Annotated in this window: 17 protein-coding genes; 15 read left to right on the top strand and 2 right to left on the bottom strand. The window is 45.5% G+C overall.

The features are described 5' to 3' along the window. Nucleotides 1-279: 279 nt before the first annotated feature. Nucleotides 280-1,077, bottom strand: coding sequence for a hypothetical protein (locus Q0I54_RS10480; protein ID WP_296118531.1), 798 nt, complete (start codon nt 1,075-1,077; stop codon nt 280-282). Nucleotides 1,078-1,351: 274 nt separating this feature from the next. On the opposite strand from Q0I54_RS10480, the gene Q0I54_RS10485 reads away from it, so the two are divergent. The 13 genes from Q0I54_RS10485 to tadA all read left to right on the top strand — a co-directional run bounded on the left by Q0I54_RS10485 (nt 1,352) and on the right by tadA (nt 16,080). Further along, the gene (locus tag Q0I54_RS10485; RefSeq protein WP_296118532.1) at nt 1,352-2,155 is read left to right on the top strand and encodes a MerR family DNA-binding transcriptional regulator; all 804 of its coding nucleotides are present in this window, start codon (nt 1,352-1,354) and stop codon (nt 2,153-2,155) included. Nucleotides 2,156-2,629: 474 nt separating this feature from the next. After that, entirely contained in the window at nt 2,630-3,391 is a 762-nt protein-coding gene (locus Q0I54_RS10490; protein ID WP_109215784.1) for a P-loop NTPase, read from the top strand. Nucleotides 3,392-3,449: 58 nt separating this feature from the next. Then, the gene (locus Q0I54_RS10495) at nt 3,450-4,730 is read left to right on the top strand and encodes a nitrogenase component 1 (protein WP_296118534.1); all 1,281 of its coding nucleotides are present in this window, start codon (nt 3,450-3,452) and stop codon (nt 4,728-4,730) included. 4 nt (nt 4,731-4,734) lie between these two features. Beyond that, entirely contained in the window at nt 4,735-5,772 is a 1,038-nt protein-coding gene (locus Q0I54_RS10500) for a nitrogenase component 1 (protein WP_296118537.1), read from the top strand. Between the two features lie 446 nt (nt 5,773-6,218). Beyond that, nucleotides 6,219-8,771, top strand: a complete 2,553-nt coding sequence (locus Q0I54_RS10505) for a carbamoyltransferase HypF (RefSeq protein WP_296118539.1) — start codon at nt 6,219-6,221, stop codon at nt 8,769-8,771. Between the two features lie 397 nt (nt 8,772-9,168). Beyond that, the gene (locus Q0I54_RS10510) at nt 9,169-9,378 is read left to right on the top strand and encodes a HypC/HybG/HupF family hydrogenase formation chaperone (protein ID WP_296118540.1); all 210 of its coding nucleotides are present in this window, start codon (nt 9,169-9,171) and stop codon (nt 9,376-9,378) included. Beyond that, nucleotides 9,378-10,433, top strand: a complete 1,056-nt coding sequence (hypD, locus tag Q0I54_RS10515; RefSeq protein ID WP_296118541.1) for a hydrogenase formation protein HypD — start codon at nt 9,378-9,380, stop codon at nt 10,431-10,433. Before Q0I54_RS10510 ends, hypD begins: the two co-directional genes overlap by 1 nt. 187 nt (nt 10,434-10,620) lie before the next feature. After that, nucleotides 10,621-11,628, top strand: a complete 1,008-nt coding sequence (gene hypE / locus Q0I54_RS10520) for a hydrogenase expression/formation protein HypE (RefSeq protein WP_296118542.1) — start codon at nt 10,621-10,623, stop codon at nt 11,626-11,628. A gap of 359 nt (nt 11,629-11,987) precedes the next feature. Then, a complete protein-coding gene (locus tag Q0I54_RS10525) occupies nt 11,988-12,263 on the top strand; it encodes a TM1266 family iron-only hydrogenase system putative regulator (protein WP_177975697.1) in 276 nt (91 codons plus the stop codon). Further along, the gene (locus Q0I54_RS10530; RefSeq protein ID WP_296118544.1) at nt 12,260-13,030 is read left to right on the top strand and encodes a nitrogenase iron protein NifH; all 771 of its coding nucleotides are present in this window, start codon (nt 12,260-12,262) and stop codon (nt 13,028-13,030) included. Before Q0I54_RS10525 ends, Q0I54_RS10530 begins: the two co-directional genes overlap by 4 nt. Further along, nucleotides 13,031-14,368, top strand: a complete 1,338-nt coding sequence (locus tag Q0I54_RS10535) for a nitrogenase component 1 (RefSeq protein ID WP_296118545.1) — start codon at nt 13,031-13,033, stop codon at nt 14,366-14,368. Next, complete coding sequence (locus Q0I54_RS10540; RefSeq protein ID WP_296118547.1) at nt 14,365-15,504, top strand: nitrogenase component 1; 1,140 nt, start codon at nt 14,365-14,367, stop codon at nt 15,502-15,504. The genes Q0I54_RS10535 and Q0I54_RS10540 overlap by 4 nt, the downstream gene beginning before the upstream one ends. Nucleotides 15,505-15,585: 81 nt before the next feature. Further along, complete coding sequence (gene tadA, locus Q0I54_RS10545; protein ID WP_296118549.1) at nt 15,586-16,080, top strand: tRNA adenosine(34) deaminase TadA; 495 nt, start codon at nt 15,586-15,588, stop codon at nt 16,078-16,080. A gap of 87 nt (nt 16,081-16,167) precedes the next feature. On the opposite strand, the gene Q0I54_RS10550 is transcribed toward tadA, so the two are convergent. Then, nucleotides 16,168-16,794, bottom strand: coding sequence for a prepilin-type N-terminal cleavage/methylation domain-containing protein (locus Q0I54_RS10550; RefSeq protein ID WP_296118551.1), 627 nt, complete (start codon nt 16,792-16,794; stop codon nt 16,168-16,170). Between the two features lie 413 nt (nt 16,795-17,207). Here Q0I54_RS10550 and Q0I54_RS10555 point away from each other — a divergent pair, with 413 nt between their 5' ends. Both Q0I54_RS10555 and Q0I54_RS10560 read left to right on the top strand, forming a co-directional pair. Continuing rightward, nucleotides 17,208-18,488, top strand: a complete 1,281-nt coding sequence (locus tag Q0I54_RS10555) for a helix-turn-helix domain-containing protein (RefSeq protein WP_296118552.1) — start codon at nt 17,208-17,210, stop codon at nt 18,486-18,488. Between the two features lie 234 nt (nt 18,489-18,722). Further along, nucleotides 18,723-20,321 (top strand): hypothetical protein, encoded by a 1,599-nt coding sequence (locus tag Q0I54_RS10560; RefSeq protein ID WP_296118553.1) that lies wholly within the window; start codon nt 18,723-18,725, stop codon nt 20,319-20,321. Nucleotides 20,322-20,333 lie beyond the last annotated feature (12 nt).

Below are 20,333 nucleotides of genomic sequence, written 5' to 3' on the forward strand. Positions count from 1 at the left end.
CACAACAGTTATTTTGCCATTAGCTTATATGCATGCGTGGTACGCGGTGCCACGGCGTAAATGGAACAAAGCAGAAACGAACTCCAACGAAAGAACCATTGTAAAATTTTCGTTGTGACCGCTGCGTCTAGCCCGACCGCGGGAGTGTGTCTGAGCCCGCCGGTTTTGCGGGCGAGTTCGCGGGAGCGGTCGTAAATAAGCGACGCAGTGGTCACAGAAGATTTTTCAGGTTCTTGTTGGAGTTCGTTTCTGCTTGTTCCAAATCACCCTAAACAAGAATTAGAAGATGCAGCCATCATAGTGTTTCAGCATATTCTGATCCGGACGCTCTAAGAGGCTTGTGCACACGAAGTCTTTCATCGGTTCTACGAATGGGAAGGTATCGCGTGTAGCCCAGGACGGAACAGTCCATGCTGGCGGATTGTTGATAAACGCATTTGTCCATGCGGAGTTGTTTTCGAACCAGAGCTCGCATACACGATCCCAGCGATGGAAGAAGATGTTGTCTTCACTTACATCTACGAATTCCGGAGTGCCATCACCTTCCGGCAGCGGAATCGGAGAATACTGTTTGTCATATGCTTTGTGTGAGAAGAAACGAAGCAGTCCCGGCAGTTTGCATGCTTCTGGTGCAAAGTGGTTTAAGAACCAGTCTTCGCCTTCTTCGCGGGACACTCCCTTCGGATAGGACATCATGTATACAAATCGGATAAATGTTTTGCCGGCATGGTTCATTGTCTGACCAAAGAAATCCTCTGTCGGCTCAGCCGGGATGTTTGCGATTGCAACGGTCATGGCGTTTTCTACCGGTTCTGGTGTCATGCCGAGGAGTCCGCGCAGGCTTCTTCTGCCTTCTACGTCAAGTCCGAGATTTTCGTGTACACGATAGTTGAAGAATCCCAGTTTTTCCATGCCTTTTGCAGGCGGCATTACACGGTACATAACGTAGCGTGTCAGCCATGGCTCCTGTGCCATTACCTCCGGACAATGATGGTGTACAAACCAGCGCTCCATTGCCGGAATGTTGTCGATGTCGTTGATGTGGTGGATGATCAGTGTTTTGTTCATTACTGCCATTGTGAATACCTCCATAAAATATAAAATGTGTTGTTTGTTACAGTTCGCAGAAATTTTAGTCATACAATGCGAAAATGATGCTGCATGATTCAATATGAAATCTAGTTAATTTCTTGCGAAAATAGTTCGTGTTTGATAAAATAATTGTAAACCTTACCCTAAGGGCAGAGTCAAGGGAAAAGGAAATGTATACAAGAAATAATTGGCATGTATGATTGCAAATTCATAGATGAAGAGGTTCAAGAGTACCTGAAAATAGTAAATGGAGGAGAACATGGACGGGTATATGACCATCGGGGAAGTGGCAAAAGTAAAGCAGGTTTCGATAAAGGCCCTGCGCTATTATGAAAAAATAGGGATTCTGCAACCGGCATATTGCGACCCGGATACGGGATATCGTTATTATAAGAACGAACAGATGCTGGCCATTGACATGATCAAGTTTTTGCAGATTCTGGACATTCCGCTGAAAAACTGGAATCAGTATGTGGAGCCGACAGGCGAGTTTGACCTGAAGGGGTTACTGCGGGACGGGCAGATTCGCGCCTATGAAAAAATCGGGGAGCTTCAGAGCTGCCTGAAACGATTACAGCTGGCCGAGCGGGGCATTCAGGATACGGAAAAATATCGGGATTGTGAGGGCTTTTACAGGAGAGAAATTTCGGAGCGGAATATTTTAAGAAGAGAGATCAGGGAAGGGGTGTCTTCTGTGGAATTTCACAAAAAGCTGAGTGAACTGTTTGATCTGGCACAGAAACATCAGTTGTCGGCAAATTATCCATCCGGAATGATGATGGATGTGGATGAAAGCAGGGTGACCTATTTTGTGTATGTGGAAGTGTTTGAAAACTGTGAAGATCTGCCGGAGTATAAGTGTATGCCGGGAGGAACCTATGAATGTCTGCGCTGTCCGCCGAAAAGTATTATGAAGGCTGCCGAACTGTATCCGGAGTATTTTGCGAAACATGCGAAGTTTACGGTCGTAGAGGCAGACTGCATTACATCGCCGGTTTATTTTCAGGAGTATCCAGTGGAGCTGCAGTTTACCCAAATTAAGGAAACTCCCAGATTCAATTGAGAATATCCATCCTGAATGTTCTGATTGACTAACTTGTATAAAAACAAGTACAATAAATTCACTGATTTAAAATATTGTTTCTGATTCATGCATCTATTTTCAAAAAACAAAAATATTTGGTGGAAAAGACACAATAGATAAAATGCAGACGGAGTGATTTTATCTTTCCGGATGTAAAATATAATAGGAAAACTCTGACGGCAAGGAAGATCCGAGCGGGAATAGTTGTTCAACATAAGTAAAAATAGATATAAGTTTTTGGCTGAAATACAGGTGAAGTATATCAGATGAGAGATGACTTCCACTTTTATAGGTGGTGAGTAACAACATTCTTGAATCGTTGTATTTATTTTAGCAGAAACATATATTAGTATTCAGGTCAGATACAGGAGAACCTGATAAGCGGGGACTTACAGAACCATTTTTCCGACGAATTGCCGGGAAGATGGTTCTTTTTGATTTTAGGAGGAAAGTATGTTAAAGGTAGCAATTTACGGAAAAGGCGGCATCGGAAAGTCCACAGTGACTTCCAATCTGGCAGCCGCTTTTGCAAATATGGGAAAACGTGTCATTCAGATCGGTTGTGATCCGAAAGCGGATTCTACGATCAATTTACTTGGTGGCGAACCGCTGCGTCCGGTGATGAATTACATGAGAGAAGAGGACGAGGAGCCGGATGAGCTGGCGCAGATTTCCAAGGAAGGTTACGGCGGAATCCTATGTATCGAGACCGGTGGACCGACACCGGGACTTGGCTGTGCAGGCCGCGGAATTATTGCAACATTCCAGCTTCTGGAAGATATGGAACTTTTTGAGCATTATAAGCCGGATGTGGTTTTATATGATGTGCTGGGTGACGTGGTCTGTGGCGGTTTTGCAGCACCGATCCGAGAGGGCTATGCGGAGAAAGTTCTGATCGTTACTTCCGGAGAAAAAATGGCGTTGTACGCAGCAAATAATATTTCCAGTGCGGTGCGCAATTTTGAGGATCGCAGTTATGCCCGGGTATTTGGTATCGTACTGAATCACCGAAATGTGGAAAACGAGACGGAAAAGGTGCAGGCATTTTCTGAAAAAATTGGTGTGCCGATTGTGGGCGAAGTACCGCGAAGCGATGAAATTATCCGCTGGGAGGATCAGGGAAAAACAGTGATCGAGGGTGATCCGGATTCTGAGATCAGCAAATGTTTCTTTGATCTGGCGGAATTATTACTAAAAGAGGAGGAGAATGCATAAGGCAGCAGGTATTCTGAAAAGCAGAGTGGACTGACTTATGGAAAGAAGAGGAAAATATATGAGACAGGAAGCATATTTTTGTACGGTGGAAGAATTGAACGGCCTTGGAAAAGAGAATATTCCGCAGCAGCTCATTTCTCATACGCATCTGATCTACAGTTCTCCGGCGACGCTGGCTTTTAACTCACCGGGTGCGGAAGGATTCGGTGTCAAGCGTGCGGGACTGGCGGTTCCGGGTTCCATTATGCTGATCGTGGCGCCGGGATGCTGCGGACGAAATACATCGGTTTTGAGTTCCATGCGGGCTTATCACGACCGTTTTTATTATCTGCTGATGGATGAGACGGATATCGTAACGGGCCGTCATTTGAAAAAAATTCCGAAAGCGGTGGCAGAGATCTGTGAGGGGTTGGAGAAAAAGCCCTCCGTTGTGATGATCTGTATTACCTGTGTGGATGCGCTGCTTGGAACGGATATGGAGCGTGTCTGTCGAAAGGCGGAGGAAGCCGCGGGACTTCCGGTGAAACCGTGTTATATGTATGCACTGACAAGAGAGGGACGTAAGCCGCCGATGGTGCATGTGCGTCAGTCAATTTATTCCCTGCTTGAGCCAAAGAAGAAAAAAGGAAATGTGGTGAATCTGTTAGGATTTTTCTCTCCGCTGGTGGATGACTGTGAACTGTATGATCTGCTTCATGGTGCCGGGGTAAAGACAATTCATGAGATTTCCCGATGTAAGGATTATGAAGAATATCAGACCATGTCTGAGGCGAATTTTAACCTGGTGCTTCATCCGGAAGCGAGATTTGCGGCAGAGGATTTTCATGATCGGCTGAAGATCCCATATATTGAGCTCCGCAGATTATATCAGATTGATAAGATTGCCAGTCAGTATCGTGCTTTTGGCGCAGCACTTGGTGTGGAATTTGACGATGAAGAACCGCGGAAAGCGGCAGAAGCTGCGGTGGCAATATTTAAGGAAAAACATCCGGATGCATCTTTTGCAGTGGGTGAGTGGATGAACGGCGATCCCTTTGAGCTGGCGTTGGCACTGGTGCGTTATGGTTTCCGTGTGCCGGAGATTTACGGAACGTTGTCCGGTGAGAATTTTGTCTATGTGAAACAGCTGGCGGCATTAAGCCCGGAGACGAAAGTATTTTCCAATCTGGAACCAACGATGCTGTATTATGACGGAACGGATTCCGGGGTAACGCTGACCATCGGAAAAGATGCCGGTTATTATCATAAAAACTGTCCAAACGTGCTCTGGAACGGGGAGCGGCAGCCATTTGGTTATGCCGGCGTCCGCAGACTGTTTGAGGCACTGGCGGAGGTATAGAGCAATGAGAGGACTGAGAAAATATCTGACACCTTTTGCACCGGATCAGTCCGGCGCAGTGTCTGTGTTATATGAATTTGGCGGGATCATCGTAATCTGCGATGCCGGCGGCTGTACCGGAAATATCTGTGGATTTGATGAGCCGCGCTGGTTTGAGAGCAAAAGTGCGTTGTTCAGCGCAGGGCTTCGTGATATGGATGCGATTCTTGGCAGGGACGATCGTCTGGTGGCAAAACTTGCGGATGCTGTGACAAAGTTGGATGCAAAATTTGCGGCGGTCATTGGAACGCCGGTTCCGGCTGTTATCGGAACAGATTATCATGCGTTAAAACGTATGACGGAGAAAAAAGTGGATCTGCCGATTTTGACGGTGGATACCGATGGTATGGAACTGTATGACAAAGGTGAGGAAAAAGCCTGGATGGAACTGTTTCACGTGTTTGCCGGTGAAAAAGAGGATGTGATTCCGGGAAATATCGGAATCCTTGGCATGACACCGCAGGATATCAGTGATCTGCGTGCGGCAGACCGTATCCGGGAACGTTTTGCGGTAGAAGGAAAAAATGCTATCTGTTACGGTATGGGAAATGGGTTGGAGGATGTCAGAACCGTATCCAACGTGGAAAAACATATCGTTGTGGCACCGGCGGCGCTGGAAGCGGCCAAATATCTGGAGCGAACGTTCGGAACACCTTATGAGATCGGTTATCCGCTGATAGATGAGCTTGTCTCTGACATGGATTACAGTGGGAAAAAGGTACTGGTTGTGCAGCAGCAGGTGATCGGAAATGCAATCCGTGAGGAGATTTTGAAAAAAGCGCCGGATGCTCAGGTGACGGTGGCAAGCTGGTTTATGATGAAGTCGGAACTTCGACGGGATGGAGATCTGCATCTTCGAGATGAGGATGATTATATTGAACTGGTGAAAACCGGTGGTTTTGATGTAATCTATGCTGATCACTGCATGGAGCGGATGACGCCGAAATTTGAAGGTACATTCGTGGATACGGTGCATTTTGCGGTGTCCGGACGACTGGCTTAACGGGAGATTGTGCTCCATGCACAATGAATTTGATTGCACACATGCATCCGGACACGAGCAATTTTCTGTGTCTGTTGCGCCATAGATTATCGCCCCCTTCCGCGAACTCACCCGCAAACCCGGCGGGTTCAGACACACTCACGGGGGCGAAATTATGCTCACATCCACGACGAAAATTGCTCTATCGTCCGAACTGCATGTGTGCAATCCAGATTCATTTTGTGCATGAATGTTAATGTAGGTGTATGTGAACGCAGAATAAGCATTCCCCCGCTTCAGGTGCGTAGAGCACTAAGCGGTGGGTAAGGGGGATGCTTATGTCAGTGGGAGTTAAAAGCACCCGCTGACAGATTGCAAAGCGACTGCGTTCATAAGCAAGTAGCGAAAGCGGATTGCGAATGTCCGCTTTACTATTCAATCAAGTTGAACAGGAGAAGAGTGTAGAAATGAGTGAGGTTACAAAACGGATCCGTGTGTATGGTATTGTTCAGGGGGTTGGTTTTCGCCCAACGGTGAGCCGCCATGCGACGTCAAACGGGATTCGTGGAAGTGTTTGTAATAAAGGACCGTATGTGGAAATTTATGCGCAGGGTTCGGCAGAGCAGGTAGATGGATTTCTCAAAGATCTTGAGGAATGTCCTCCGAAGCGTGCGGCGATTTTAAAAATAAATACAGAGGATCTTTCGACAGAGGATGCACTACAGTTTGATACCTTCGATATTATTGAGAGTGAAAAGACAAAAGGTGAGATTTTTGTTTCACCGGATATTGCAATCTGTGACGAGTGTAAAGAGGAAATGTACAATCCGAAGGATCGTCGTTATCTGCATCCTTTTATCAACTGTACCTGTTGCGGACCGCGACTGACGATTTTGGATTCGCTGCCGTATGACCGGGAACGTACCAGTATGAAGGAGTTCCCGATGTGTCCGGATTGCGCAAAAGAGTATTATGATCCGGAGACACGGCGTTACGATGCGCAGCCGGTGTGCTGCAATGAGTGTGGACCTGAGGTGTATCTGATCGGCAGAAATGAGCGGGGCAGAGCGGCCATTACATATACGCGGCAGGTGATTCATGATGGCGGAATTGTGGCGATCAAAGGAATCGGCGGTTTTCATCTGTGCTGTGATGCGACAAATGAGGAAGCCGTCAGTCGATTACGTATGCTAAAATGCCGTCCGGCAAAACCATTTGCGATTATGGCAAAAGATGAGAATGTAGTAAAACGGGAATGCATTGTGACACCGGAGCAGGAAGCGATTCTGACTGGTCATCAGAAGCCAATCTTACTTCTGGACAGACGTCCAGATGTGCAAATAGCAGAGAAGAACGGTGTTTTAGAAATGACAGGGGTAAAACAACTACAGTTGGATAAAGAACTGAAACAGGAACATATATCCGGGACACGACTTGCTCCATCTGTGGCTCCGGGAAATCCGAAAGTTGGCGTGATGCTTCCATATGCACCGGTTCAGTTACTGATTTTTCAGTATGATGATGGGATTGAAATGCCGGATTTACTGGTGATGACAAGTGGAAATACTTCCGGCGCACCAATCTGTCGGGATGATGAGGAAGCAGTTGCGGAGTTATCTCATTTGTGCGATGCGATTTTGTCACATAATCGAAAAATTCGGATTCGCGCCGATGACACCGTCATGGATTTTTACAAAAATGAGCCATACATGATCCGTCGCTCCAGAGGCTATGCGCCGTTGCCGTTTATGACATCAGTGGACTGGAAAGGTCAGGTGCTTGCGGTTGGCGGTGAGTTGAAAAATACGTTTTGTATCGGTGTGGACAGTCGTTATTATCCATCTCCGTATGTGGGAGATCTGGAAGATCTGCGAACAGTGAAAGCTTTGCAGGAAACAATTCACCGGTTTCAGACGTTGTTGGAGGTGGAGCCGCAGGTGGTTGTCTGTGATCTGCATCCGAAATACAATTCCACAGTTGTGGCAGAAAGTCTTGGTTATCCAATGCTTCAGGTGCAGCACCATTATGCACATATTTTATCCTGCATGACGGAAAATGACTGTCAGAAGCCAGTCATCGGTGTATCTTTTGACGGAACCGGATACGGAACAGATGGAACCATCTGGGGCGGAGAAGTTTTGCTGGCAGATTATCAGGATTTTACGAGATTTGGCAGTATTACACCGTTTTTGCAGATCGGTGGAGACGCTTCTGCAAAAGAAGGATGGCGTATCGCTGTTTCCATGATCTACGGATATACAAAAGACCGGGAAAAAGCATGGGAGGCCATTGAAAAACTGGGACTTTGCAGTGAACAGGAAAGCAAGGTGCAGTTTACCATGGCAGATCGAAAGATCAATGCGGTGATGTCGACCAGCGCGGGACGGCTTTTCGATGCGGTCAGTGCGATTCTGGGAATCCGGCGGCAGTCGAGTTTTGAGGGCGAAGCATCTACGGCATTACAGTTTGCAGCAGAGGCATTTGAACAAAGATGCAGGCTGGAAAAAAGCGAAAAGCAAAGCAGCGAGCAGAATATAGCCGTGAAGTTGGCAGACGAAAATGATACAGAGAATTTGTTTACGGATACGATAATGATAAACACATTGAATACATTACGGAAGTATCTTGTAGAACAAAACATGGAAGAAAAATCCGAGGTTGTATCTGAATCAGAAGTATCGTGCGTGTTGAACACCGAGAAATTGGTACAGCACATTGTAGAAGCAAAATTACAAGGTGCAGACAGTGGTGCACTGGCTTACCTGTTTCATCAGACACTGGCGGAACAAATTGTGGCAGCTTGCATGGAAGCACGGAAAAGTTCCGGCAGAAAAAAGGTTGCTTTAAGCGGTGGTGTATTTCAAAACAGATTGTTACTGCGCTTGACAGAGGAACGATTGACGCAGGAAGGTTTTGAGGTGTTGCGTCATCACATGATTCCGCCGAATGATGGAGGAATTGCCATCGGACAGGCAGCGTATGGTATGCATTGGTTACATAAAGTGGAAAAAGCGATTTAGCATTTGACATAAATTAAGCGAAATGATAGTATAAATTTGAAAGACAAAAAGGTGCTACCGATAGACGGTTAGTCACAAAATATACTATTACAAAAAGTAATCGCTTAGTTTTGCAGACTGTGGGCGGTTACTTTTTTGTTTGATTTATATATGCAATCAATATCATTACGATAATATTTAATATCATCATAATAAGGGAAAGCAGTTCGAAATCACTCATAAAGCAAACCCTCTTTCATTAAATTTCCTGATAACAGGATTTCTATGTAATCAGAGGATTCAGTCCCTCTGTTGAAGGACTAACCGCCTACCGTTTAAGGTAGCACCCAAAGACATTATAACAAACGTGTGTTCTGCATGCAATAACAAATAATTGCATTTTTAGGAGGAAAAATATATGTGTGTAGGTTTATCAGCAAAGGTAGTAAAAATCAGCAATGGCACAGCAGTGATTGATGCTGGCGGCGCAAAAAGAGAAGTTTCCGCCCAGCTTTTAGAAGATCTGGAGCCGGGAGATTACGTTATGGTCCACGCAGGTGTGGCCATCGCAAAGATTACCGATGAGGATGAGAGCGAGACAGATCAGCTCATGGAGGAATTTCTGTAATGGGAGAGACAAACAGCGAAAATAAAAAAAGAACTGCCCGTGAAATCATAGAAAATTATAACGGTCCAAAAGTACGGATCATGGAAGTGTGCGGAACACATACCCATGAGATTTTCCGTCTGGGAATCCGAAAATTGCTTCCTGAACAGGTAGAACTGATCTCCGGACCGGGATGTCCGGTCTGCGTAACGCCGGTCAGCTTTATTGATGAGGCAATTTACCTGGCATTGGAAAAAGGTGTGACGATCTGTACGTTTGGTGACCTGGTGCGTGTGCCGGGTACAAAAATGAGTCTTGCGGGAGCCAGAGAGCAGGGAGCAAAAATCCATGTTGTATATTCTCCGGCAGATGCTGAAAAATATGCGAAGGAACATCCGGGAGAACAGGTGACCTTTTTGTCTGTCGGATTTGAGACAACGACACCGGCGGGCTGTCTGTCTGTCAAAGCAGCAAAAGAGGACAGTCTGGATAACTATTCCCTATTGGTTGCCAATAAGACAATGCCACAGGCTTACGAGGCTTTAAAGGGCAGCGCAGATGTATTTTTATATCCGGGACATGTCAATGCTATTACAGGCACACATTTGTGTGAAGCCATGACAGAGGAAGGCGTCAGCGGTGTTGTGGCAGGATTTACCGCAAAAGAACTGATGACAGCGCTGGCGGTTTCCTTGGTAAAATTCCAGGAAGGCAAACCATTTTTTGTAAACTGTTATCCGCGTGTGGTGACACAGGATGGAAGCAAAGAAGCACAGGTTTTGGTGGATGAAATGATGGAAGCCTGCGATTCCGAATGGCGTGGACTGGGCGTGATCCCTGCTTCTGGTATGAGATTAAGACCGGAATGGCAGAATTTTGATGCCCGCATCAAATATCAGATGCCAAAAATTGAAGGAAAACCGAATCCGGCCTGTCGCTGCGGAGATGTATTGCAGGGAAAATGCAAACCGTCTGACTGCAAAGTGTTTGGAAAAGGCTGCACACCGCAGCATCCGATCGGAGCATGCATGGTATCCGGAGAAGGGGCCTGCTCCGCATATTATCAATATTCATAAAAAGTTCCGCGAGGGCGCACATTGTCTGGGAGACAATGGTTTTGCGCCGACCGAAACAAAGTGTAGATGTGCAGTGATTCTGAGATGAATATGTCAGCTTACGCTGACCAGAATCACGCACCAAGTCTCACGTGCGTTCGACTTGAAAAAAATAAAGTTATACAGTAACAGAAAGAAGGAAAACATAATGGAAAATAGAACAGTCACAATGGCACATGGCGCCGGAGGAAAACAGACATCCGAATTGATCGACCAGGTATTTAAGGAGCATTTTGCAAATCCTGATCTGACTGCAGATGATGCGGCTGTACTGGTTCCGCCAGCAGGTAGAATGGCAGTATCCACCGATGGTTTTATCGTATCACCGGCATTTTTCCCTGGTGGAAATATCGGAAAACTGTCCATTTGCGGAACCGTCAATGACCTTGCCTGCATGGGGGCAAAACCATTGTATCTGACTTGTGCATTTGTCATTGAAGAAGGTTTCCCGATGGAAGAACTGGAAGAAATTGCAGCAGCAATGGAGAAAACAGCAAAAGAGGCTGGCGTACATATCGTGTCCGGTGATACAAAAGTAGCCGGAAAAGGTCAGGTAGATGGTGTTTTTATTACCACTACAGGAATGGGCGAGATTCAGGAAGGTGTAACGGTTGGCGGTGAACTGGCAAAACCGGGCGATGCAATTATTGTAACTGGTGATATTGGACGCCACGGATGCACGATTCTATTAGAAAGAGAAGATTTTGGTATCGATGCGGATGTGACAAGTGACTGTGCACCATTGTGGGGAACCGTAAAGGCAGTGATGGATACCACACACAACCTGCATGTTATCCGTGATGCCACAAGAGGCGGTGTCGGAACTGTTTTGTATGAAATCGCAGGACAGAGCAACGTGGGAATCCGTCTGAATGCAGCAGCCGTTCCGGTACAGCCGGAAGTAAAAGGTGTTTGCGGCATGCTTGGACTGGAGCCGTTATACCTTGCCTGCGAAGGCAGGCTTGTCATTATGGCACCGAAGGAAGAAGCAGATGCCATCGTAGAGACATTGCGTAAATGCCCATATTCCGCTGATGCAGCCATTATCGGTGAAGTTATTGCTGATGAACCGGGCAGAGTTGTGATGGAGACAGAGATCGGAACACAGGCATTACTTCCGCAGCCAGGCGGCGAACTGTTGCCACGTATTTGCTAGAAAATGTAGCGTGCAATAATTTTGAGGCGAATGTGTAAGTTTACACTGACTAAAATTATATATTGAGTCTCACATGTATTCGATTAAAAAATGAAACAGGTTTAGAGGTGTGAATGTGCAATGAAAAGCAGAGAAAAACTGCAACGCAAGACGGTAGAGCAATTTCCGTTGCAGAAGCGAGCATAGCCCGCCCGTGGGAGTGTGTTTGAACCCGCCGGTTTTGCGGGTGAGTTCGCGGGAACGGGCGGAGATAAGCGGCGCAGCGTATGCAGGAAATTGTTCGTGTCTGCGTGCAGTTTTCTCTGCGTTCATGCACTTCAAAAAAGTAAATTATCAGCCAGAAAAGGAGGAAACCATACATGGACACCAGAGTGGCGGTGATATCAATTATTGTGGAACAGGAGGATGCCATCGAAGAATTAAATATCCTTCTTCACGAAGCGCGCCAGTACATTGTCGGCAGAATGGGTATTCCGTATCGCCCAAAGGGCATCAGTATCATCAGTATCGCCATTGATGCACCACAGAATACCATCAGTGCACTTTCCGGAAAAATCGGACGTTTGAAAGGTGTATCGGCGAAAACGGCTTATTCGAACGTTATCACCCCGGCAGAGGAAGGAGCAGAACAGTGATCAAGATAGCAGTATACGGAAAAGGTGGAATCGGAAAATCCACAACTGTCTCCAATGTGGCAGCAGCGCTGGCAGAGATGGGGCTGACGGTTATGCAGATTGGCTGTGATCCGAAGGCTGATTCTACCATCCAGCTTCGTCATGGGGAAGCGGTTCCAACTGTACTGGATTTATATAACGAGAAAAAACAGACCTTAGAGCTGGAAGATATGATTCGCATTGGCTACAACGGTGTCATCTGTGTGGAAGCCGGGGGACCGACACCAGGACTTGGATGTGCCGGCCGTGGGATCATCACAGCTCTGGAAAAATTAAAAGAGACCGGGGCGTATGATGTATACAAGCCGGATGTCATTTTATATGATGTGCTTGGAGATGTAGTCTGTGGCGGATTTTCTATGCCGATGCGAAATGGTTATGCAGACAAAGTATTTATCATCACTTCCGGAGAAAATATGGCAATCCATGCAGCGGCTAATATTGCCATGGCGGTGAAAAACTTCAAAAACCGCGGTTATGCACAGCTTGGCGGTATTATTCTGAACCGCAGGGATGTTTTGCGGGAAGAAGAAAAAGTTGCAGAACTGGCAGATGATTTCCATACAGAAGTGATCGGAACGTTGTCTCACAGCGAGCAGGTGGCACTGGCAGAAGCGCAGGGAATGACACTGATGGAGTGTTATCCGGACAGTGCTATGGCAGAGGAATATCGTGTAATTGCAAAAAAAATGTACACCCTGTGCGGTGGTAATATGGAGGAAAATTAGATGTTGCAGCGAGTAGGGGAAACAGTAGATCCAAAAGATGCTGTGGTAAAAATCAAAGATGCATGTTTTCCTGCACCGTTTGCATCTGAATTAGAGTATAATTCTCCGGTTCACGGCAATTGGAATATTGTACATACCGGAATGCTGGTACCAGAAGCGATTCAAATCTATGTCTGTGCGGACAACTGTATGCGAGGTGTTGTGCTGACAGCGGCAGAAATGAATGCGGCAGATCGATTTTCTTTTGTCATTGTGGAAGAACAACATGTTTTAAACGGCAATTTAGAGGACATTACGATTGAGGGCGTGACGGATGTACTGAACAAACGTGGGGATCATCCGAAGGCAGTACTGTTGTTCACGGTGTGTCTGCATCATTTTGTGGGAAGCAATCTGACTTATATTTATGACGAATTGGAACGCCGTTTCCCGGATATTTGTTTTGTTCGCTGTTACATGGATCCAATCATGCAAAAACATGGTCTGACGCCGGATCAGAAGCTGCGAAAAGCCATGTATGATCCTTTGCCGGAGTGTGAGGCAGATGAAAAAACGGTATCGGTATTCGGCAGTGATTTTGTACTGGATGAAAGCAGTGATATCAAGCGCTTATTGAGACGATATGGTTATACTGTAAGAGAACTTCCAGCCTGTGAAACATGGCAGGATCTGCAGGATATGAGTAAGGGCCGATTGTTTCTGGACATCTACCCGGCGGGAAAATACGGAATGGAGACACAGGCGCGGCGCTTGCATCGTGAGCATCTGTATCTGCCAGGCAGCTTTGATTATGATGAAATCGAACAGCAGCTAAAGCAGCTGACGGATGCTTTAGGGCTTCCGGAAGTGAGCCGGGAAGCACTGGATGTGGAACGTGCTGCCTGTGAGGAAGTTCTGGTAAAAGCGAAAGCACTGATCGGAGATATGCCGATCACGCTGGATTACTTGTATCATCCGAGACCATTGGGGCTGGCAAAACTGCTTTTGACCCATGGATTTAACGTAAAGGCAGTGTATCTGGATGGTATCAGTCCGGAGGAAAAAGATGCTTTTGACTGGCTGCAGGAATATGCACCGGAACTGGAACTGATCGCAACGATTCAGGTGAAAATGCGTGTATTGCCAAGAGGCGGTGAAGAGGAAGTACTTGCTATCGGACAAAAAGCAGCATATTTTAGTCGCAGCCGCCATTTTGTAAATCTGGTGCAGGGGGAAGGCCTGTATGGATTTGACGGTATCCGCAGAACAGCAGAATTGATGATGGAAGCGTATCGTGAGGAAAAAGATACAGAAAAACTTGTAGTACAAAAAGGATGGGGGTGCGAGTGCTGCCTATGAGACAATCATATCGAATCATACCAATTTATACGGCAGATGTGTCTGGTGTCTGTTCTGCATTGTACGAGCTTGGCGGAATGACCGTGATGCACGATCCTTCCGGTTGTAACTCTACTTATAATACGCATGATGAAATCCGCTGGTATGATCAGGACAGTCTGATCTTTATCTCCGGTTTGACAGAAATCGACGCAATCATGGGAAATGATCGGAAATTCATTGATGATATTGAGCATGCGGCGCGGGAATTACATCCCAAATTCATTGCATTGGCAGGATCACCGATTCCCTTTATGAATGGAACCGATTTTCCGGCGATTGCAAGAGTGATTGAGACAGAAACCGGGATCCCAACATTTTCTGTACCAACGAATGGCATGCATGATTATGTGTATGGTGCAGGTATTGCACTGGAGGAAATCGCAAAGCGATTCACAGAAGAAGCGGGTACAAAGAATGCTATACAGAAACCGGAAATCAGATTTAGACGAAGTGTGAACTTGCTGGGTGTAACCCCGTTAGACTTCGGACCGCAGAAAAATGTAAATCTGCTGAAAGAAAACCTGCACAAATATGGTTGGAATGTATTATCTACCTGGGCGATGGGCGATTCTTTGGAGACATTGCAAATGGCAGGAACCGCAGAGGTCAATCTGGTAGTGTCTGCCGTTGGTCTGCGGGCAGCAAAAGTGCTTCAGGAAAAATATGGAACACCATATGTGATCGGAACGCCAAATGAGTGGCTGGCAGAGAATATTTCAAAGAGGATGGAAAATGCGATAGAGCAGCTATCCAGTGCATTTATTCCAGAAGCAGTATATCTGAAGGATCGCATACAGACAAGTGCTGAAATTACCCTGATTGGAGAACCTGTCACTATGGGTTCGCTGGCAGCAGGCATCGAGAAAGTATATGGCCGTTCAGCGCGCGTGTTCTGTCCGCTAAAAGAATGTGAAAATCTGATTGGTGAAAAAGATGCCATTGTCCTTGGAGAAGAGGCAATGGAAAAAGCTTTGAAAGATGCAAAAATTATTGTAGCTGATCCGTTATACAGACCAATCACTCCAAAAGACTGCGAGTTTTATGAATTGCCGCATGTAGCATTTTCTGGTAGGATATTTTTAAGCAGATTTTAACAAAATGAAAGAAGTCCCCTGTTTCAATTGCGTGAAGCAATAAGGGCGGTACTTACTGAGAAAAGGATGAATAATATAACCATGACTACAGATGAAAAATACATGAAGCAAGCGATAAAACAGGCAAAGAAGGCATACGCTATCGATGAAGTGCCCATCGGCTGCGTCATCGTAAATGATGCCGACGGCAAAATTATTGCCCGGGGTTACAACCGTCGAAATACAGATAAAAACACGCTCTCCCATGCGGAATTAAATGCAATCCGCAAGGCGAGCAAAAAACTGGGAGACTGGCGTCTGGAAGGATGTACGATGTATGTGACGCTGGAGCCGTGCCAGATGTGTGCCGGTGCATTAGTGCAGTCACGGATTGACCGGGTGGTGATCGGAAGTATGAACCCAAAGGCAGGCTGTGCAGGATCCGTATTAAATCTGCTGCAGATTGCCAGTTTTAATCATCAGGTGGAAATCGTGCAGGGAGTCTGCCAGGAAGAGTGCTCTGCGATGCTGAGCAGTTTTTTCAAAGAATTACGGGAGAAGAAAAAGCGGGAAAATGAAACAAAGTGCAGGGTGTAGTGATACTGGAGAAAACTGTCATCATAATATGTTAGTTACATATGCGTAAGCGAAACAAAAAGGACTGCTCTGCAGCAGTCCGTATAATTAAAGAATTTTACCATTTTTTTCACAAATTGGAGATTGACCGGCTGTCATAGTCACCAAGTAACCATCTTTGCCGAAATTTATGGCAAGAACCTTGCAGTTTTTGTCATAAAAAATTTGAATAAATACAGCATTTTTTGGAGGATTGGATCCAAAATTATATTTAATACTGTTGTTCAATGTCGCACCGGAGGTTGGAACATTGCTATTTCCGAAATTATATTGGGAATTATTTTTGCTCTGACTGTCTAAATAGATCAGAACTTGCTGGGCTATCCACTGACTGGCAGTTGTTGGATTTTTATGCCAGTTCTTTTGTTCATCAGAAAACGTTGCATTTGATATACGACCAAGACATTTTTTGTAAGTTTTACCATCAATTGTACAAGAATTGGTCAATGCATTGTTCATACTTTTCTCATCAATATTCAAACCATAGTATTCAGAAGCGGCAGATTGTGCTGCCGTCCAGATACCTTTTGCTTCGGATTCAATCGATCTTGCTTTTGATTTGTCAATATATCCGGTCAGTGCCGGGATGAGTAATGCAGCAAGAATCGCTATAATAACAAGAACAACAATAAGTTCTACCAGTGTAAAACCTTTTTTGGCTTTCAGTTTTGACATTATCGAACTCCCTTCTTTTTCTGGGATTGGTATGTGACATTAAAAATTGTGGATTTTCAGCCATTATATCATGATATGCGTAATATTTCCATAAAAAATGTGACCATATCCCATTGTCGGTTACCATATGGTATGTGAAATGAAAGAAAATTTGTTGACAGCAATTAATATCCAACCTGACTTTCAGAGTTGAATAGTAAAATATGGTGCTAAATCCTAAAGACGGGAAAAATTGAAAATGAAGAATGTGGTGAGAAGAAATTGCAAATTTGCAATTTCTTCTCTTTTTTCTGTGCAAAAATATTAAAAATCACACCGATTTTTTCAAAAATAGTACGATGTTAAAAAAACGTCTTTTTGATATACTAAACACAACAAAATATAATGATGCAACAGGAAGAAGATGGATAGATATGGGAAAAAAGGAAGAAATATCTTCCCCGGGAAAACAACTGGAAAGATTATGTGAAATTGAAGGAATATCAAAAAGTGAATTCGCAAGGCGCCTGGGTGTGGCACCTTCACAGATCAGCAGAATATTCAGTGGGGAGACAAAGTCAATCAGCAGTGATCTTCTGGTACGGATCGCAAGAGAATTTCAGGTATCCACAGATTATATTTTAGGAATAGAGACAGCTGACAGAGAGAATGCGAACGGGGAGATGGAGCGGTCAGAGGAAGCAGGAAGGGAAAAAACAGTCCACATCCCGATGCTTCTTATGAGTACGGCATTTCAACCGGGACAATGCCTTGCCATGATCGAACAGATTCAGAATGCAGATGTAAAAAAGATGGCATATTGCGAATACTATTATTTTACCGGGCAGCATGATAAGGCAGTAAATCTGACAGAATTATATTTGAATCATTCGGATCCGATGCTGCGCCTGTCAGCATGCCTGATCCATATATTTGCCAATCTTTCCCTGAATCATATCAATGCTGCGAAAGGTGGATTGGAAAGTCTGAAAGTGAACCTCAGGCAGGTTCTTTCCGTAGAGACAGATCGAAAAACAAAGGCGATGGGAATTTTTGTGGCTGTTGCTGCCAGTACGCTTCTGCATCTGCCCATGGGCGAAATCCCGTCCCCGTCAGAGTATCTGAACGAACTGCCAAAAGGAATGCGGTTGTGGGGCTGTTATGTATTGGCGCACAAAGCTTATCTGGAGCAGGAGTATGAAAAGTCCCTTGGAATTGTGGAAACCTGCAAGATGCTGAGTACAGAGATTTATCCGATCGCGTTGATCTATCAGAATCTTATGGGTGCTATGGCATGCATGAACCTGCGTCAATCAGAAGCGGCAAAAGCATATTTTATGGAAGCCTGGAGAATCGCAAAACCGGATGGATTGATTGAGGGTATCGGAGAACATCATGGTTTGCTACAGGGGCTGATTGAAACCTGTCTGAAGACAGATGATCCGGAAGGATACAAGAAAGTGATTCAGATCACATATCAGTTCAGTTATGGCTGGCGGAGAATCCATAATCCGGAGACGAAAGAGGATATTGCCGATAATCTGACGACTACGGAATTTACCATTGCCATGCTGGCGAACCGGGGATGGACCAATGCGGAAATTGCAGAACATATGAATATGACACTGCGCACGGTGAAACAGCATCTGTCATCGGTATTTCATAAATTAAATATCGACAATCGAGGACAGTTAAAGGCATATATGTTGAAGTAAAAAAAGCGGCACATAGAAAAAGAAACTGGTGTTTGTAAAGCCGGAAAATAAGAAAAAAGGGGTTTTTCGGTTTCAGATGCCAGCGTTCTAGCAGAGGAAGAAGTTTGGAAGTTATGCTGGAAGAATCGCAGGAAGCCTTATAAAATCAAGGCTGAAGATTCCGAAAAGTTATGGTGAAACGGAGGAGGGAATAAAATGAAGAAGAGGATTTTGTGTATTCTGCTTATACTGTTCATGATTGTAAGCTTAGTTCCGCAGACGGCTTATGCAATGGTAGGTGCAGTAAGGAACGAGAACGCTGCCACCTCAAGTGGACGAGAGAATTATAACGGATGGGCGGTGCGGTGGATTCAAAACGACTACCTGCGCCTGTATGTATTGCGAAGCGCAAGTGCCGCAGGTGGTAATGCAAACACCTATCTGGCGACGGTACCTGCACGAACCACTGCGTCCGCAAAAGAGGCGTATAACATGGTGTTCACGAAGGGCATCTATCAGCGTCCTTATTTCACGCTGGATTCTGAGGAGATATCTTGGGACACCAGAAACGTAAATTTTGGGGATAATGGATCCTCGATCATCGTGAAGTATGCACTGGGTAATTTTAAGTATAGCGTAACAACCACTTATTCCATTACCGCATTGGATGCGGGTGTGTACAATGGGCAGAGTTCCTCGGGTCATCTGAACTATGACGATAACGATAAAGGGAGAACCTATGGCGTTCGCTGTGCATTTGAAGCCGGATATTACGATGGATATAAAAAGCCTTGGATGGAAAATTGCAGTCTGCAATTCCATACGCAAATGAAGGGCTTTACCAGGATGGGACACGAAAGTGCGCCAAATGCAGCGGGGTTATATATGAGTACCGCTACGGGCAGCTCTGCCGAGGGCTACACCCACACCAGCACCGGTATTGCTACAGATATGCTACACGTAAAGACAAATAATCTTAGCTGGTGGAGTACACCATCTGCCGGTATGCAGAGCAGAGGAACGGCTATCACCGAGGTTATGACCAAGGGATATTCTTGGGCAAATCCTTTTGCGGCTTTGTCTGATCTGTATTCTGTTTATGTGGACGGTCATTATATGAACCAAATGTCTGTAGTGGATTCGCTGTCCGAGTATTTTTCGACAACAAAATCCGGTGATGTAACGTTGGAAACTCCACTGTCCTTGCAGGGATATGAGAGGCAGAATGTGAATGGAGCTACCCTTTGGGGTTATCGGGATTTGTACAAGGATGGTGAAGAAGGTTTTACACCTAACGATAATATTACGATTAGCGAGGACGCTAAACATCTGGGTATTTACAAGGTAAAAGGTAAGGAAGATAAATATCAGGCTGTACCTGCAAGCAGCGAAAGCGAGCTGACCGCTAATCAGAAAAAATATGGAGATCCGGTGGCGGTTATCCGAGGCGATTATTACGAGGAAAAAGGTAGTTATGTATTCTCCTCCGGTGTTGCGGCATTGTCCCAGACCATCACGGCGGTCTGGCCTGTCGGCAACGGCAGCTTCTCTGTGGACAAGGATGGCAACATCAGCTTAAGCAAAATTGCCCTGAATGCGCCTACCTTCAAATTCTATCAGGATAACGGACAAAATGAAAACGGTCTTTCTATGAAGATTGGAGAGAACGGACTGGAAGCAACGATTGTTCCATCCGCTAACTCCGCGGTTATGTCCATCGATATCCCAGGTACGACGATCACAGTGGAAGGAACGGTGATAAAGCCTGATGGTAGCATCAGCTTTACAGGCAAATCGGAATTGTGCGCCCAGACAAGGGCGAGTAGTCTAGCAGGTGGAATGCCTGTCTGGTAAGGTCTAACCAAC

Origin of the sequence: uncultured Eubacterium sp. (genome assembly GCF_934295145.1) — a bacterium.
Lineage (GTDB): Bacteria > Bacillota > Clostridia > Lachnospirales > Lachnospiraceae > Eubacterium_I.

Bases quoted from the DNA above. Each gene is read 5' to 3' on its own strand.
- tadA (WP_296118549.1), top strand. From the start codon at position 15,586: ATGACTACAGATGAAAAATACATGAAGCAAGCGATAAAACAGGCAAAG.
- Q0I54_RS10550 (WP_296118551.1), bottom strand. From the start codon at position 16,794: ATGTCAAAACTGAAAGCCAAAAAAGGTTTTACACTGGTAGAACTTATT.
- hypD (WP_296118541.1), top strand. From the start codon at position 9,378: ATGGGAGAGACAAACAGCGAAAATAAAAAAAGAACTGCCCGTGAAATC.
- Q0I54_RS10495 (WP_296118534.1), top strand. From the start codon at position 3,450: ATGAGACAGGAAGCATATTTTTGTACGGTGGAAGAATTGAACGGCCTT.
- hypE (WP_296118542.1), top strand. From the start codon at position 10,621: ATGGAAAATAGAACAGTCACAATGGCACATGGCGCCGGAGGAAAACAG.
- Q0I54_RS10500 (WP_296118537.1), top strand. From the start codon at position 4,735: ATGAGAGGACTGAGAAAATATCTGACACCTTTTGCACCGGATCAGTCC.
- Q0I54_RS10485 (WP_296118532.1), top strand. From the start codon at position 1,352: ATGGACGGGTATATGACCATCGGGGAAGTGGCAAAAGTAAAGCAGGTT.
- Q0I54_RS10535 (WP_296118545.1), top strand. From the start codon at position 13,031: ATGTTGCAGCGAGTAGGGGAAACAGTAGATCCAAAAGATGCTGTGGTA.
- Q0I54_RS10525 (WP_177975697.1), top strand. From the start codon at position 11,988: ATGGACACCAGAGTGGCGGTGATATCAATTATTGTGGAACAGGAGGAT.
- Q0I54_RS10540 (WP_296118547.1), top strand. From the start codon at position 14,365: ATGAGACAATCATATCGAATCATACCAATTTATACGGCAGATGTGTCT.
- Q0I54_RS10560 (WP_296118553.1), top strand. From the start codon at position 18,723: ATGATTGTAAGCTTAGTTCCGCAGACGGCTTATGCAATGGTAGGTGCA.
- Q0I54_RS10490 (WP_109215784.1), top strand. From the start codon at position 2,630: ATGTTAAAGGTAGCAATTTACGGAAAAGGCGGCATCGGAAAGTCCACA.
- Q0I54_RS10505 (WP_296118539.1), top strand. From the start codon at position 6,219: ATGAGTGAGGTTACAAAACGGATCCGTGTGTATGGTATTGTTCAGGGG.
- Q0I54_RS10480 (WP_296118531.1), bottom strand. From the start codon at position 1,077: ATGGCAGTAATGAACAAAACACTGATCATCCACCACATCAACGACATC.
- Q0I54_RS10555 (WP_296118552.1), top strand. From the start codon at position 17,208: ATGGGAAAAAAGGAAGAAATATCTTCCCCGGGAAAACAACTGGAAAGA.
- Q0I54_RS10510 (WP_296118540.1), top strand. From the start codon at position 9,169: ATGTGTGTAGGTTTATCAGCAAAGGTAGTAAAAATCAGCAATGGCACA.